General features: G+C 70.6%; 15 protein-coding genes. 10 read left to right on the top strand and 5 right to left on the bottom strand.

What is annotated here, in order from left to right; all coding sequences use genetic code 11:
* The first annotated feature begins 229 nt into the window (after window positions 1–229).
* The gene (locus AC07CM_RS30585) at window positions 230–2,908 is read left to right on the top strand and encodes an FG-GAP-like repeat-containing protein (protein WP_478879697.1); all 2,679 of its coding nucleotides are present in this window, start codon (window positions 230–232) and stop codon (window positions 2,906–2,908) included.
* A 60-nt stretch (window positions 2,909–2,968) separates the two neighbouring features.
* Here the strand turns inward: AC07CM_RS30585 and AC07CM_RS30590 are convergent, their stop codons facing one another.
* The 4 genes from AC07CM_RS30590 to AC07CM_RS30605 all read right to left on the bottom strand — a co-directional run bounded on the left by AC07CM_RS30590 (window position 2,969) and on the right by AC07CM_RS30605 (window position 6,527).
* Window positions 2,969–3,355, bottom strand: a complete 387-nt coding sequence (locus AC07CM_RS30590; protein ID WP_478879698.1) for a hypothetical protein — start codon at window positions 3,353–3,355, stop codon at window positions 2,969–2,971.
* 148 nt (window positions 3,356–3,503) lie between these two features.
* Entirely contained in the window at window positions 3,504–4,058 is a 555-nt protein-coding gene (locus AC07CM_RS30595; protein ID WP_478879699.1) for a hypothetical protein, read from the bottom strand.
* A gap of 91 nt (window positions 4,059–4,149) precedes the next feature.
* Window positions 4,150–4,827, bottom strand: a complete 678-nt coding sequence (locus tag AC07CM_RS30600) for a DUF4328 domain-containing protein (RefSeq protein WP_478879700.1) — start codon at window positions 4,825–4,827, stop codon at window positions 4,150–4,152.
* A gap of 83 nt (window positions 4,828–4,910) precedes the next feature.
* Window positions 4,911–6,527 (bottom strand): beta-N-acetylhexosaminidase, encoded by a 1,617-nt coding sequence (locus AC07CM_RS30605; protein ID WP_478879819.1) that lies wholly within the window; start codon window positions 6,525–6,527, stop codon window positions 4,911–4,913.
* Window positions 6,528–6,717: 190 nt separating this feature from the next.
* Here AC07CM_RS30605 and AC07CM_RS30610 point away from each other — a divergent pair, with 190 nt between their 5' ends.
* From AC07CM_RS30610 to AC07CM_RS30650, 9 genes are all read left to right on the top strand, one after another.
* The gene (locus AC07CM_RS30610) at window positions 6,718–7,290 is read left to right on the top strand and encodes a 2-oxo-4-hydroxy-4-carboxy-5-ureidoimidazoline decarboxylase (protein WP_478879701.1); all 573 of its coding nucleotides are present in this window, start codon (window positions 6,718–6,720) and stop codon (window positions 7,288–7,290) included.
* 191 nt (window positions 7,291–7,481) lie between these two features.
* Window positions 7,482–7,862 (top strand): succinate dehydrogenase, cytochrome b556 subunit, encoded by a 381-nt coding sequence (sdhC, locus tag AC07CM_RS30615; protein ID WP_478879702.1) that lies wholly within the window; start codon window positions 7,482–7,484, stop codon window positions 7,860–7,862.
* A gap of 5 nt (window positions 7,863–7,867) precedes the next feature.
* The gene (locus AC07CM_RS30620; protein ID WP_478879703.1) at window positions 7,868–8,350 is read left to right on the top strand and encodes a succinate dehydrogenase hydrophobic membrane anchor subunit; all 483 of its coding nucleotides are present in this window, start codon (window positions 7,868–7,870) and stop codon (window positions 8,348–8,350) included.
* Between the two features lie 19 nt (window positions 8,351–8,369).
* Window positions 8,370–10,124, top strand: coding sequence for a succinate dehydrogenase flavoprotein subunit (sdhA, locus tag AC07CM_RS30625; RefSeq protein WP_478879704.1), 1,755 nt, complete (start codon window positions 8,370–8,372; stop codon window positions 10,122–10,124).
* Window positions 10,124–10,903 carry a succinate dehydrogenase iron-sulfur subunit gene (locus AC07CM_RS30630; protein WP_471079198.1) on the top strand — a complete coding sequence of 260 codons (780 nt, stop codon included), beginning with the start codon at window positions 10,124–10,126 and terminating at the stop codon, window positions 10,901–10,903. The genes sdhA and AC07CM_RS30630 overlap by 1 nt, the downstream gene beginning before the upstream one ends.
* Before the next feature lie 159 nt (window positions 10,904–11,062).
* A complete protein-coding gene (locus AC07CM_RS30635) occupies window positions 11,063–11,473 on the top strand; it encodes a VOC family protein (protein ID WP_478879705.1) in 411 nt (136 codons plus the stop codon).
* A 96-nt stretch (window positions 11,474–11,569) separates the two neighbouring features.
* Window positions 11,570–11,977, top strand: coding sequence for a hypothetical protein (locus tag AC07CM_RS30640; protein WP_478879706.1), 408 nt, complete (start codon window positions 11,570–11,572; stop codon window positions 11,975–11,977).
* 5 nt (window positions 11,978–11,982) lie between these two features.
* Window positions 11,983–12,471, top strand: a complete 489-nt coding sequence (locus AC07CM_RS30645) for a thiol-disulfide oxidoreductase DCC family protein (RefSeq protein WP_478879820.1) — start codon at window positions 11,983–11,985, stop codon at window positions 12,469–12,471.
* 9 nt (window positions 12,472–12,480) lie between these two features.
* On the top strand, window positions 12,481–13,215 hold the full coding sequence (locus tag AC07CM_RS30650) for a TetR/AcrR family transcriptional regulator (RefSeq protein WP_478879707.1): 735 nt from the start codon (window positions 12,481–12,483) through the stop codon (window positions 13,213–13,215).
* A 22-nt stretch (window positions 13,216–13,237) separates the two neighbouring features.
* Here AC07CM_RS30650 and AC07CM_RS30655 read toward each other — a convergent pair whose 3' ends face one another.
* A complete protein-coding gene (locus AC07CM_RS30655) occupies window positions 13,238–14,782 on the bottom strand; it encodes an ABC transporter substrate-binding protein (protein ID WP_478879708.1) in 1,545 nt (514 codons plus the stop codon).
* Window positions 14,783–14,820: the final 38 nt, after the last annotated feature.

Here is a 14,820-nt window from a genome sequence, read left to right on the forward strand (position 1 = left end):
GGAACTGCCCTCGGCGACGCCGGGGCAGGCGGAGGCCGCCGGATGAGCCCGCTGCGCCGGACCGCGAGCCGACTCGTGCTCGCCACCGCCGTCGTGCTGAGTGTCGTGGCCCTGGCGGGCAGGCCGTTTCGGTGACGCGGGCCGAGTGACGTTTCGTCAGAGCCGAGCGCTGAGTAAGTGGCACCCGTGACGCGTGGTGCTGTCGTGTTCATTGTCTAGGGGTGGGGTAGTGAGTCCTCGCAGGACCCGTGCGTACAAACCGCTCAGTCTCAAGGGGCGGGCCTGGCTGACGGCCGGAGCGGTCGTGCTGAGCGGTGCCGGCATCGTGACCTACGCGATGGCGGACCAGCCGGCGCCGTCCGACGGCAAGGGGGCGAGCCGCAAGCCGTCGGTCCACACACTGAAGCTCGAGAACCGTGGCTCGGGCCGCAAGGGGCTGGGGCAGAAGGGCACCGACCGGTTCAGCGCGCTCCTGCTGACCTGGAACGACGCCGACGCCGAGGCCAAGGGCACACCGCAGGTGCGCACCCGGGACCGGGAGACCGGCAAGTGGTCCGGGTGGCAGAAGCTGCCGGACGACCCGTACCAGGCCGACGGCGCGGAGGCCGCGCGTGCCGGGACCGACGTGCGCGGCGGTACGGCCTCGCTGTGGACCGGTGACTCCGACGGTGTCCAGGTGCGTGTGGTGAAGGCCGACGGCACCGAGGCGGCCGGCCAGCCGGCCGGCATGGACGTCAAGCTCCTGGACCCCGGTACCGATCCGGCGGGCACCCCGGAGCCGGCGGCGTACGCGGCGGAGACGACGACGCCGGAGCCGACCGACTCGTCGTCGGTCTCCGCCCCGGCGCCCTCCGACTCGACGTCGGCGTCGGAGTCGGCGTCGACGTCCGCCTCTGCCTCGGCGTCCGACTCCGCCTCCGCGTCCGTCTCTCCGTCCGTCACCCCGTCACCGTCCAGCACGGTCCCGGCGCCCGTTCCCTCGACGGTCGCCAAGCCCCCGGTCATCACGCAGGCCGAGTGGGGCGCCTCCACGGACTACGACGGCACGCCGAGCTACGGCACCGAGATCAAGGCCGCGGTCATCCACCACACCGGCGTCGACAGCGACAACACGCTGTCCTGCGCCGACTCGCGGGCCCGGATGCGCACCATCCAGCAGGAGCACTTCTCCCGCGGCTACTACGACATCGGCTACAACTTCGTGGTCGACCGCTGCGGGCAGATCTTCGAGGGCCGCAGCGGCGGGATGGACCTGCCGGTGGTCGGAGCGCACGACATCGGGTTCAACACGAACACGGTCGGCATCTCCTACATCGGCAACTACATGACCGCACAGCCCTCCCGGGCCGCGCTGGACTCGATCGCGCGGATCGTGGCGTGGAAGTTCGGCATGTACGGCGTCGACCCGACCGGCAAGGTCACGCTGACCTCCGGCAGCCCGAAGGGCCAGGACGGCAACCTGGTCGACAAGGGCCAGGACATCACGCTGCCGCGGGTGTTCGGCCACCGGGACACCAACGCCACCGCCTGCCCCGGCGACAACCTGTACAAGAAGCTGTCGCTGATCGCCACGCTCGCCAAGAGCGCGGGCGTCTCGCACGCGCTGCCCACCTCGGACGTCGACCGGGACGGCCTGCCCGACCTGGTGGCGGGCACCCCGAAGGCGAACTCGGTGACGGTCGTGCCGGGTGGCGTCGACGGGCCGGTCGGCTCGAAGAAGGTCACGCTCACCCAGAGCAGCCCGGGCGTGCCCGGCTCCTCCGAGTCCGGTGACGACTTCGGTTCCGCGACCGCCTGGGGCGACGTCAACGGCGACGGCTACGCCGACCTCGCGATCGGCGCGTCCGGCGAGGACGACACCAGCGGCCACGCCGACCGGGGCGCGGTGACGGTCCTGTACGGCCCGGCCCTGAACTCCGGCTTCTCCTACACCACGTCGGGCAGCGTGACCGCGACCGGCGCCAAGCTCGGCTCCACCGTGGCGGTCGGCGACTTCAACGGCGACGGCAAGGCGGACGTCTTCTCGGCCGGCACCGGCAAGGGCGGCAACTGGAACGCCCGGCTCACCGGCGGCGCCACCGCCTCCGGCACGCTGACCACCGCCACCGGCTCGGTCGCCTACCTGGACGCCGCGACCGGCGACTTCAACCGGGACGGCTACGCCGACGTGGCCCTGAACTACCGGGACGCGGGCGGCATCGGGCGTGTGGTCCGGTTCGCGGGCTCGGCGACCGGCCTGACGAAGGCGGGCGTCATCTCGGTGAAGGGCGGCCGGGCGCTCGCCGCGGGCGACGTGGACGCCGACGGCTACGACGACATCGTCATCGGGCAGCCGTACACGAGCGAGTCCGGTGGCAAGGCGGGCGGCCAGGTCACCCTGGTGCGCGGCTCGGCGGGCGGGTTCACCACCACGGGCATGACCACGATCCACCAGGACACCTCGGGTGTCCCGGGCGCCGACGAGTCCGGCGACGCGCTCGGCGCCTCCGTCTCGATCGGCGACTACAACGGCGACGGTCACCCCGACGTGCTCGCGGGCGCGCCGGGCGAGGACATCACCCGGGACGGCGTGAACCGCTCCAACGCGGGCTCCGCCGTCCTCATCAAGGGCGGCGCCACCGGCCTGACCGGTTCCGGCGCGGTCGCCGTCTCGCAGGACACCTCCGGCGTCCCCGGCTCCACGGAGACCGACGACAAGCTCGGTTCCTCGGTGTCGCTGACCGACCTGTCCGGGTACGGGCGCGCCGATCTGACGCTGGGCGTCGCGGGCGAGGACGGCGGCGACGGCATCCTGATGTACCTGCCGAGCAACAGCACGGGGCTCGGCTACACGCAGACGGCGGTGCTGAGCAAGACGGCCCTCGGGACGCCGACCGACGCGGCGCTCGGGACGACCCTGACGCCGTAGCGCCCGCAGATCCGGCCGGCCGGGACCCGCTCGCGCGAGGGGGGCCCGGCCGGCGGCGTGTCAGCGGGAGGCGGTCGCGTCCCGGCACAGCAGGCGCAGCGAGCCCTGGCCGGCGAAACACCGGCGGGCCTCGTCGAGCGGGTCCCACAGCCGGCCGTCGGGTGTGCGGACCCAGTGGTCGCCACCGCTCGCCCACCACTCGGCGCCTGTCTGGCGGACGACGACCTCTCCGGCATAGGCGCCGAAGCCCCGCAACGCGCTCTCGACCGCCTCGTACGGCGGTCCCTCGCGCCGTATCTCCTCGATCATCCGGTCCACCCGCCACAGGCTCTGCGCCGAGTAGTCGAGCCGCACCCGGGCGCCCTCGCGCATGGTCGCCACCGCGTCCGCGGCCCACCGCACGGGCTTCGCCGCCGCGTGCGGCCTGGACTCCTGCTGTGCTGTCACGTACTGCGCTGTCACATAGGGAAGAGCGAGCCGGGCGCGGCATCCGTCACCCGGATCCGGACCGTTTCCGCAACCGGCGCAGGACCGCCCCACCGCCGTCGCACGACGGCCACAGAACCCGCCCGGAAGCAGGAGTTTGGAACCGGCGTCAGCCGCGGCCGCGGGCCCGGCGGGAGACGACCGCGCGCAGCACCCGGCGGCCCTCGACGGACACGTCCAGGGCGCGGCGCAGTCCGTTCGTGCCGTGCTCGGCGAGGAGTTCCAGGACGACGACCTGGCGCCGCAGTTCCGCGGCGACCAGCGGGGAAGCGTCCTCGGCGCCGCCCGCGCGTTCGGCCTCCAGGGCCGCGGACGACAGGGTGCCGCCGGTGGCGGGGTCGAGGAGCCGGTGGATGCGCAGGGAGGCGACGGAGCAGGCGTCGGCCCACACCCGTATCTCGTCGGCGGTGCGTTCGGCCGGGGCCGCCTCCAGCATGCGGTGGACGAGCAGCGCGGCCTCGTCCGCGTCCTCCGCCGAACCGAGCGCGCCCCGCGCCTTCTCCAGGCTCCCGGCCCACGCGGAGCCGTCGGCGAGGCTCGCCCACAGCGGGCGCAGCACCTCGTCGTCCCCGCCCAGCAGCGGAACGCACCGATCCAAACAAGCCAGCCCGCTGGCGGCCAGGCCGCGTTCGTCGGCCTGTGCGATCAGTTCCACCAGGCTCATCGAAGCCTCCCTCGCCAGGGCGCCGCCTTTACGGAGCCCGCACTTCCCCTTACTGCGTGCGACGGCGAGAGAGTGTCACAGAAGAGCGTTTTCAGCCAAGAGCCAGGACGGGCACAGGACCGGCGAGAGCCTTCCGGTGCTGCATCCGGGTCAGCCGCAGCACGACGAGGAGGGCGAGCGCGGCGGTCACGAGGTCGACGGCGTCCACGGCCACTCCCTCCAGCGCGGCGTTCCGGAACTGCGCGGCGGTGCGCGCCGAGTCGTAGTCGTCCGAGACGAGGGTCTCGGCCGTGGTGCTCAGCAGCCACAGCGCCCACCAGACGTTGACCAGCGCGTGCCGGGCACGCCCGGCACCGGAATGGCTGGCGTCCCAGATGTCCAGGACGATCCGGCGCGGGTACCAGAAGTTCGCCAGGGGCACGATCCAGCCCGCGATCACCCACGCGCGCGCCTTGCGGTGGCCGCCGGGGCTGAACACCTCGGCGTTCAGCCGCAGCCGGTACAGCCAGCACAGGAACACGACGGCGCAGGCCAGCCACACCACCGCCTGCGCCATGCCGGTCGCCATGTACAGGGTGTCCGCGCGGTGCGCGGTCCCGGACAGCGGCGCCGTCTCGAAGGGGGAGGAGCCGGCCGCGAGGTCGTCCGACGCCCCGTGGACGTAGAGACCGGCGCCGACGGCGAGCAGATCGGTGACGGCGACCAGTCCCAGCAGTGCGACGGCGGCCTGGCCGAGCCCGAGCGGCGAGCGCAGGTGTGGAACGGACATGACTGAGACCCCCGGTGTCGCCCGTGTGTGATGCGGCACGCGGAAGATACGGTCCGTCGGCCGGGTACGTCCACCCGGACGGCTCAGCCCAGCCGGTCCGCCAGCGCCTTGAACTGGGCCCAGGACAGCGCCGGGGTGCGCGGGTCCCACAGCCTCTGCACGGTGGCCCTGAGCGGCATCCGTATCCCGGCGGCGACCTGCGCCTCGGTCTGGGCGTTGGGGAAGTCGCTCCACACCGCGAACGACCCGCCGAGGATCTGCCCGTCGTACCGGGCCGGTACGGCGGCCGTCTTGCGCAGCACCCGCGGGTTCCACTGCTCGTAGATGCGCTGCCCGGTCGGGTAGACGAAGGTCTGCGGCTGGCCCAGGACGTAGTACAGGAACTCGTCGTTGTAGTTGAGCACCTTGCGGCCCGCGCTCAGGTACTCCTCCGGCTGCCGGGCGCCGATCTCCTTGCCGGTCCAGTAGGCGACCTGGAGGTCCTTGGCGGGCTGCACGGAGGTGTTCCGGAAGAAGCCGTCGTTCCACACCCGCATGGTCCGGTCGTGGGCGCGGACGGTGCCGGCCCGGTCGTTCAGCCAGCCGGTCGTGAGGTCGGCGACGGTCCCGCCGGAGCCGAACTTCTGCTGGGCGGCGGCCGCCAGCTGCGGGTACGAGGCCTCGGGGTTCGTCACCGTGAGGGCCTGGTACTCGTCGCCGCCGAGGTGCCACTGGTTGCCGGTGAAGAGCCCGGCGTACTCGTTCAGCAGGTCGTCGACGATCTTCGCGGAGGCGGCCTTGGAGATGTCGATCGCGCCCCGCGTGGCGACCCCGCTCGCGTTGCGCAGCTGCAGGTCGGGGTGGGCGGCGATGACCGCGCCCAGATGTCCGGGCGAGTCGATCTCGGGCACGACGGTGATGTGCCGACTGGCCGCCAGATCCACGATCCGCTTGACCTGCGCCTTGGTCAGATGGTCCTTGGAGACGATCTCGGGGTGGCTGCTGGACTCGATCCGGAAGCCCTGGTCGTCGGAGAAGTGCAGCCCCAGCTCGTTGAACTTCAGGTCCCCGAGTTCGCGCACCCGGTCCTCGATCCAGGACGCGCTGTACGGCTTGCGGGCGATGTCCAGCATGAAGCCGCGCGCAGGTTTGGCGGGCTCGTCGCGCACGACGCCCTCCGGGGCCGTGCCGCCGCCGTGAACCTCCTGCTTCAGGGTGCGGGTGCCGTAGAAGACGCCCGCGTCGGCGGGCCCGCTGATGTCGACCCGGCCGCCCCGGACGGTCATGGTGTACGACTCCGGGTGGCCGCCACCGCTGCCGAGCGCGAGCCGGACGTCACCCGCACGCACGTCGCTCTTCTCCCCGGCGTACGACAGGCCCAGCTCACCGGCGACCAGCCGCCCCTCGTCGGCCAGCTCCGGATCGCTCACCACCACCCGCTCGCCGTGCCGCGGCCGCCAGCCGGGACCGCGCGCCGGGGTGTGGGAGCGCACCGCCGGTATGGTGCGCGGCGCCCGGGAGAGCGCGTAGGACCGGCTGGGCGTGGGACTGGCCGGCGTGGCGGCGCGATGGGGCGCGCCGGTGGCCGCGGGGTCCGACGCCCCCGCGACGCCTCCCGCCGGTCTTCCGCCGCCGTCCGCCGAGGCCCACACACCGACGCCCACGCCGAGCGCGACGGTACCCACGAACGCGGCGGCCAGGACCGCCTGCTTCCGCCTCACCTGCTGCGCCGAGGCCCGGCGCCTGTGCTGGCTCACTCAGCCAACGTACGACCGATCGGCGGTTCACCCGTCACCGAGACATTCCGAAACTCTCCCGTCCGGGTGAAATTCGGGCATGCGTCGGACATACAGTGACCACTCTCGATAACGTGACGACACACCTTTCACAAGATCCCCTGCCACACCACATGTGACGCGAGGACCCACGCTGCCTGCGCACCGTCTGCCGTATCTCCCCAAGCCGCTGGACGCCTTCAACGCCGCACCCGCCGACGAGGCCCGCGCCCTGCTGCTGCACTGCCTGCGCAGCCTGCACTGGTCCCGCCGCATCGCCGACCACCGTCCCTACCCCGACCTGGCCTCCCTCCTGGCCGCGGCGGACGAGGCGGCGTACGACCTGGCCCCGGGCGACCTGGCCGAGGCCCTGGCGGGCGAGTCGCTCCCGGAGCTGCCGGAGGACATCTACTCGGCGGCCCACATGGCCCTGAGCGCGGCGCACGCGGCCTACGAGGCTCGATTCGGACACGCGTTCGTCATCTATCTGGGCGATGTGCACCCGGACGAGGTAATCGACCGCATCCTCGAAGGCATCCGGTCACGATTGACCAACGATCCGGAGGAGGAACGCGTCCTGGCGGCGGAGGAGCTACGGCGTGTCGCGGGAAGCAGGCTGGCGAGTTGCCTGCGGGGCGCCGAGCCCTGCCCCTCGGCTGCTGCGCCGCGGGGGGCGACCAGCCCAAACGCACCCGCACCCGGCAAATAGCGGCATCAGCCACCCCGGCGGCCCTCGCCGCTAGCCCAACCGCGTGCCACTTTGATCACACAAGTAGGCCCCCCGTAAGCCGCACCGCACCGCATGGATACGATGCTGGGGGCCGGTGGACCGTACCCGGCCGGGCCCGACCGACAGTGAAGCCGGCGCGGCCCTAGTCCCCGCTCCCGGAGGGTTCTTCCGTGCCGGCTGGAACGCTGTACCGCGGCCGGGAAGGAATGTGGTCCTGGGTGGCTCACCGAGTCACCGGCGTCCTCATCTTCTTCTTCCTGTTCGTTCATGTGCTGGACACCGCACTCGTCCGTGTCTCCCCCGAGGCCTACGACAGGGTCGTAGCCACGTACAAGACGCCGATCGTCGCGCTTCTGGAATACGGCCTCGTGGCCGCCATTCTCTTCCACGCGCTCAACGGCCTGCGCGTCATCGCCGTCGACTTCTGGTCGAAGGGCCCGCGCTACCAGAAGCAGATGTTCTGGACCGTGATGGGCGTCTGGATCGTCCTGATGGCCGGGGCGATCTACCCGGTCCTCGGCCACGCCGCCCGTGTCCTCTTTGGGAGCTGACGCCGATGTCCACGACTGAAACCCCCGCGCCCGGAGTCGGCCCCGTCGAGGGCGCTCCCGTCTACACCGTCGACAACCCGGCCCCGCTGATCGAGGCGCCGCGCAAGCGCACCAGGAAGACCCCGAAGTCCACCCGGGGCAACTTCGAGCTGGCCGCCTGGCTCTTCATGCGCCTGTCCGGCGTCGTGCTGGTCGTCCTCGTGATCGGCCACCTCCTGATCCAGCTGGTGCTGGACGGCGGCGTCTCCAAGGTCGGCTTCGCCTTCGTGGCCGGCCGCTGGGCGTCCCCGTTCTGGCAGGTATGGGACCTGCTGATGCTGTGGCTGGCGATGCTGCACGGTGCCAACGGCCTGCGCACGATCATCAACGACTACGCCGAGCGGCCGAACTCCCGGCTGTGGCTCAAGGGCCTGCTCTACACCGCCACGGTGTTCACCATCCTGCTGGGCACGCTGGTGATCTTCACCTTCGACCCGAACATCCGCTAGGCACGGGGCTGCGAGAATCATGAAGATCCACAAGTACGACACCGTCATCGTCGGCGCCGGTGGCGCGGGCATGCGTGCGGCCATCGAGTCGACGAAGCGCAGCCGCACCGCGGTCCTGACCAAGCTCTACCCGACCCGCTCCCACACGGGCGCCGCGCAGGGCGGCATGGCCGCCGCGCTGGCCAACGTGGAGGAGGACAACTGGGAGTGGCACACCTTCGACACGGTCAAGGGCGGTGACTACCTGGTCGACCAGGACGCCGCCGAGATCCTGGCGAAGGAGGCCATCGACGCCGTCCTCGACCTGGAGAAGATGGGTCTGCCGTTCAACCGGACCCCGAACGGCACCATCGACCAGCGCCGCTTCGGCGGTCACTCCCGCAACCACGGCGAGGCCCCGGTCCGCCGGTCCTGCTACGCCGCGGACCGCACCGGCCACATGATCCTCCAGACGCTGTACCAGAACTGCGTCAAGGAGGGCGTGGAGTTCTTCAACGAGTTCTACGTCCTCGACCAGCTGATGACCGAGGTCGACGGCGTCAAGAGGTCGGCCGGTGTCGTGGCGTACGAGCTGGCGACCGGTGAGATCCACGTCTTCCAGGCGAAGTCCGTGATCTACGCCTCCGGCGGCACCGGCAAGTTCTTCAAGGTGACCTCCAACGCGCACACCCTCACCGGTGACGGCCAGGCCGCCGTCTACCGCCGGGGCCTGCCGCTGGAGGACATGGAGTTCTTCCAGTTCCACCCGACCGGCATCTGGCGCATGGGCATCCTGCTGACGGAGGGCGCCCGTGGTGAGGGCGGCATCCTCCGCAACAAGGACGGCGAGCGCTTCATGGAGAAGTACGCGCCGGTGATGAAGGACCTCGCGTCCCGCGACGTGGTCTCCCGCTCCATCTACACGGAGATCCGCGAAGGCCGTGGCTGTGGTCCCGAGGGCGACCACGTCTACCTGGACCTCACCCACCTGCCGCCGGAGCAGCTGGACGCCAAGCTCCCGGACATCACCGAGTTCGCGCGCACCTACCTCGGCATCGAGCCCTACACGGACCCGATCCCGATCCAGCCGACCGCGCACTACGCCATGGGCGGCATCCCGACGAACGTCGAGGGTGAGGTCCTGGCGGACAACACGACGGTCGTCCCCGGCCTGTACGCCGCCGGCGAGGTCGCCTGCGTCTCGGTCCACGGCGCCAACCGCCTGGGCACGAACTCGCTGCTGGACATCAACGTCTTCGGCCGCCGCGCGGGCATCGCCGCCGCGGAGTACGCCCACACGGCGGACTTCGTCGAGCTGCCGGAGAACCCCGAGTCCCTCGTCGTCGAGCAGATCGAGCGGCTGCGCACCTCCACCGGCAACGAGCGGGTGGCCACCCTGCGCCGCGAGCTGCAGGAGACCATGGACGCCAACGTCATGGTGTTCCGCACCGAGCAGACGATCAAGACGGCCGTCGAGAAGATCGCCGAGCTGCGCGAGCGCTACAAGAACGTGGCGATCCAGGACAAGGGCAAGCGGTTCAACACGGACCTCCTCGAGGCGATCGAGCTCGGCAACCTGCTCGACCTGGCCGAGGTCATGGCCGTCTCGGCCCTGGCCCGCAAGGAGTCCCGCGGCGGTCACTACCGCGAGGACTACCCGAACCGCGACGACGTCAACTTCATGCGCCACACCATGGCGTACCGCGAGGTCGGCGCCGACGGCTCGGAAACCGTCCGTCTCGACTACAAGCCGGTCGTCCAGACCCGCTACCAGCCGATGGAGCGTAAGTACTGATGGCTACCCCTGTTCTGGACAAGGCGGACGCGGCCGGCCAGCCCGAGCCCGGCTTCGCCGACTCCCCCTACATCACGGTCACCTTCCGCGTCCGCCGGTTCAACCCGGAGGTCTCGGCGGAGGCGACCTGGGAAGACTTCCAGCTGGAGATCGACCCGAAGGAGCGTGTCCTCGACGGCCTCCACAAGATCAAGTGGGACATCGACGGCACCCTCACCTTCCGCCGCTCGTGCGCGCACGGCATCTGCGGCTCGGACGCGATGCGGATCAACGGCAAGAACCGCCTTGCCTGCAAGACGCTGATCAAGGACATCAACCCCGAGAAGCCGATCACGGTCGAGCCCATAAAGGGCCTGACGGTCCTGAAGGACCTGGTCGTGGACATGGAGCCGTTCTTCCAGGCGTACCGGGACGTCATGCCGTTCCTGGTCACCAAGGAGACGAACGAGCCGACCCGTGAGCGGCTGCAGTCCGCCGAGGACCGCGAGCGCTTCGACGACACGACGAAGTGCATCCTCTGCGCGGCCTGCACCTCCTCCTGCCCGGTGTTCTGGAACGACGGCCAGTACTTCGGCCCGGCCGCGATCGTGAACGCCCACCGCTTCATCTTCGACAGCCGTGACGAGGCGGGCGAGCAGCGCCTGGAGATCCTCAACGACCGCGACGGCGTCTGGCGCTGCCGCACGACCTTCAACTGCACGGACGCCTGCCCGCGCGGCATCGAGGTCACCAAGGCGATCCAGGAAGTCAAGCGCGCACTGATCACGCGCCGCTACTGATTCCTCACGCCACAGCTCGGCCAGAGGCCCCGTTCCCATACGAACCGCGTATGGGAACGGGGCCTCTGTGCGTGAGCGGCCCGCGGCCGCGGTGGCCCTCGGGATTCGCTTCGGTGGGGCTCCTCGCATCCGGTCTGGTTTGCGGCTTAATGTGACGACATGTCAGACGAAGAGTCGTACGAGCTGCTCGGGTTCGACAATGTGCTGCTCCCCGTCGGGGACCTCGGGGAGGCCGTGGGGTTCTACGAGCGGGCCGGGTTCGAGGTCGGGTTCCGGTTCGACGAGGGCGGGATCGCCCAACTGAAGGTCGGCGGTGAGACGCCCGGCATTCTGCTGCGTGCCGAGGAGGGACTGGGGCACCGGACGCCGCCCTGGCCCTCGCCGCGCCTGTGGCTGGAGGTGCCGGACGCACGGGCGGCCGCGCGGGAACTGGCCGCCGCCGGGATCGCGCCGCTGGACGGTGCGTTCCCGGTGGCCACCGGCTGGACGGTCGAGATCGCCGACCCCTGGGGGAACGTCCTCGGGTTCACGGACTACAGCAAGCGGCCGGCGCTGGGCCGCAGGGGCTGAGACGAGGGTCTCTCCACCCTTGAGTTGAACATGTTCAAAAGCAGGTCTACAGTCATGCCTGTCAGCGTTTTGAACGCGTTCAAGAAGGGGTGGGGCATGGACCGCACCGTCATCGCCTACGTCATCTACCTGGTCGTCAGCATCGCGCTGACCGTCTGGGTGGCCCGCACGCTCAGCCGCAACGGCCGGGTCTTCCTGGCCGACGTGCTGCGCGGCAACGAGAAGCTCGCCGACGCCGTCAACCACCTCCTGGTGGTCGGCTTCTACCTCGTCAACCTCGGCTTCGTGGCGCTCTACCTGAACGACAGCGGGGACATCGACGACACCCGCGGCATCTTCGAGGCCCTGTCGGCCAAGCTCGGCGTGGTGCTGCTGGTCCTCGGCGTGATGCACCTGGGCAACGTGTACGTGCTCAACAAGATCCGGCGGCGCGGGCTCATGGAGCAGGAGCAGCAGCCTCCGGTGGCCCCGCAGGGCTGGGTCCCGCCGACGGTCGGAGCGTGACCACCGTGACCGCCACGGAGGGCCGGGGTGCCGTCGGCGCCCCGGTCCGCGGGCTCACCGTCCTGTACGACGCCGAGTGCGGGCTGTGCACCCACCTGCGCGCCTGGCTCGTACGGCAGTCCCAACTGGTGCCGCTGGAGCTGGTCCCGGCCGGGTCGGCCGAGGCCCGCGGACGCTTCCCCGGACTCGATCACGCCGCCACCCTCGACGAGGTCACCGTGATCGGCGACTCCGGACAGGTCTACCAGGGCTCCCACGCCTGGATCGTCGTCCTGTGGGCCCTGCGCGAACACCGCCCGCTCGCCCACCGGCTGAGCACCCCGGCCGGCGCCAGGCTGGCCCGCGGGGCGGTGCTGGCGGCCGCGAAGTGGCGGGGTGCGCAGTGGGGCGGACACCAGACCTATCGCCGGGCCGACGGGTGGTCGTACCACCCCGGCCGGGGCTGGACCCATGAGCCGCCGTCCTGCTCCGACGGTGCCTGCGCCACTGGTTAGGCTCCTACCGTGTCCGCCAAGAACGACGGCCCCGAGGCCGGCCTCCAGACCAAGTCCGAGCAGACCCGCGCGCTGATCCTGGAGACCGCGATGCGGTTGTTCCAGGAGCGTGGCTACGACAAGACGACCATGCGGGCCATCGCCAAGGAGGCCGGGGTCTCCGTCGGCAACGCCTACTACTACTTCGAGGGCAAGGAGCACCTGATCCAGGGCTTCTACGACCGGATCGCCGCCGAGCACCAGGTGGCGGTCCGGGAGGTCCTGGACCGGGAGACCGACCTCGAGGCGCGGATCGCGGGCGTGCTGACCGCGTGGCTGGACATCGCCAGGCCGTACCACGAGTTCGCCGTGCAGTTCTTCAAGAACGCCGCCGACCCCGACAGCCCGCTCAGCCCGTTCTCGTCCGAGAGCGAGCACGCCCGCGAGCAGGCCATAAGCGTCCATCGCGAGGTACTGGCCGGCTCCAAGTCCAAGGTGGCCCCCGAACTCCGGGACGTGCTCCCGGAGTTGATGTGGCTCTCCCAGATGGGTCTCGTCCTGTACTGGGTGTTCGACCGCACCGAGGGCTACGAGCGCAGCTACCGGCTGGCGCGCCGCGGGGCGCGGCTGACCTCCCGCGGCGTCGCCCTGGCCCGCTTCCGGGTGCTGCGGCCCCTGGTGCTGGAGGTCCACGAGCTGTTCACGGACTTCCTGCCGGGTATGACGAGGGCGCTGCCGGATCCGGGGGCGCGGCGGGCGGACTGACCGCGCCCCGGAACGGGGTGGGTCAGATCCACTGCAGACGCCACAGGCGGAACACGCCCGTGCCGTCCGTGAGGTACTGGCCACCGCCGACGTCCTCGGTGCTGACCACGTACTCCTTGCGCTGCCACAGCGGGATCAGCGGCACGTCGGTCGCCACGTCCGCCTGGATGTCACGGAAGTCGCCGGCCGCCCGCGCCCGGTCGGCGTACTGCTGGCTGTCCAGGATGAGGTGGTCCACGGCCTTGTTGCTGTAGCCGGTGCTCATGGTGGAGCCGGTGCCGACGAGCGGGGAGCCGAAGGTGTCCGCGTCGGGATAGTCGGCCACCCAGCCGACAGCCCAGGCGTCCATCTTCCCGGCGGCCCAGCGCTTCTGGAAGTCGGTCCACTCATAGCCCTGGACGTCCACCTTGAACAGGCCGCTCGCCTCCAGTTGCTTCTTCAGCTCCGCGGCCTCCTCCTCACCGGCCCCTCGGTTCTTGCCGTAGCCGAAGGTGAAACGCACCGGCAGGGTCACCCCGGCCTGCGTGAGCAGTTCCCGGGCTTTCTGGGTGCTCTGCTTCGGGTAGCTGTCGAAGAATGACGTGGTGTGGCCGGTGATGCCGGTCGGGATCAGCGAGTAAAGCGGGTCGACCGTGCCCTCGTACACCTTGACGGCCAGTCGCTCGCGGTTGACCAGCCAGGCCATGGCGCGGCGCACGCGCACATCGTGCAGCGGGGAGGCGGAGCGGGTGTTGAGGTAGAGGTTGCGGGTCTCGGAGCTGTCGGACTCGGTGACGCGCTGCTTCGGGTCGCTCGGGTTGAGCTCGGAGAGCACGTTCGGCGGCAGCGTCCGGGTGGCGAGGTCGAGCTGCTTGGCGTCCCAGGCGCCGCTGAGCTTCTGTGAGTCGGCGTAGTAGCGCAGTTCGACCGGGCGGCCGGTACCGCTCAGATAGCCGCGGTAGTTCCTGTACGGCGCGAGGTCGGCCTTCTTGTTCTTCGTGTACGAGGTCAGCGTGTACGGACCGGTGCCGTCGACACCGTCGCCGGTGCGCAGGGCGCCGGCCGGGTAGGCGTCCTTGTCGACGATCGAACCGGCGCCGGTGGCCACCTTCAGCGGGAAGGTGGCGTCCGGCGAGGCGAGATGGAAGGTGACCGTCGTCGCGCTGTCGGCGCTCACCGAGGCGAGGGTGGAGAACAGCGACGCCGGACCGACGTCGGAATTGATCTTCTTGACCCGCTCGAAGGAGTACTTCACGTCCTCGGCGGTCATCTTGCGTCCGCTCGGGAAGGTGATGTCGTCGCGCAGCAGGCACTGGTACGTCTTCAGCCCGCTGCCCTCGAAGGCGCAGCTCTTCGCCGCGTCCGGGACCGGTTCGACACCACCCGGCTCGAAGGTCAGCAGCGTCTGGAAGACGTTGCTGAACAGCGCCCAGGAACCGGCGTCGTAGGCGCCGGCCGGGTCCAGTGACGTGACGGCGTCCGTCGTGCCGACTCTGATCGTCTTGTTCTTGTCCTGCTGCGACGGCAGCAACTGCCAGCCGCCGATCCCCACGACGGCGAGTACGAGCAGCGTCACAAGAATGCGCATGCGAACAGATCGCATGGTGGTGCCCTCCCCAGGCCTGC

This window comes from Streptomyces sp. NPDC044061 (assembly GCF_056434305.1).

Bases quoted from the DNA above. Each gene is read 5' to 3' on its own strand.
- AC07CM_RS30595 (WP_478879699.1), bottom strand. From the start codon at position 4,058: ATGAGCCTGGTGGAACTGATCGCACAGGCCGACGAACGCGGCCTGGCC.
- AC07CM_RS30600 (WP_478879700.1), bottom strand. From the start codon at position 4,827: ATGTCCGTTCCACACCTGCGCTCGCCGCTCGGGCTCGGCCAGGCCGCC.
- AC07CM_RS30620 (WP_478879703.1), top strand. From the start codon at position 7,868: ATGTCCACGACTGAAACCCCCGCGCCCGGAGTCGGCCCCGTCGAGGGC.
- sdhA (WP_478879704.1), top strand. From the start codon at position 8,370: ATGAAGATCCACAAGTACGACACCGTCATCGTCGGCGCCGGTGGCGCG.
- AC07CM_RS30630 (WP_471079198.1), top strand. From the start codon at position 10,124: ATGGCTACCCCTGTTCTGGACAAGGCGGACGCGGCCGGCCAGCCCGAG.
- AC07CM_RS30635 (WP_478879705.1), top strand. From the start codon at position 11,063: ATGTCAGACGAAGAGTCGTACGAGCTGCTCGGGTTCGACAATGTGCTG.
- AC07CM_RS30640 (WP_478879706.1), top strand. From the start codon at position 11,570: ATGGACCGCACCGTCATCGCCTACGTCATCTACCTGGTCGTCAGCATC.
- AC07CM_RS30655 (WP_478879708.1), bottom strand. From the start codon at position 14,782: ATGCGCATTCTTGTGACGCTGCTCGTACTCGCCGTCGTGGGGATCGGC.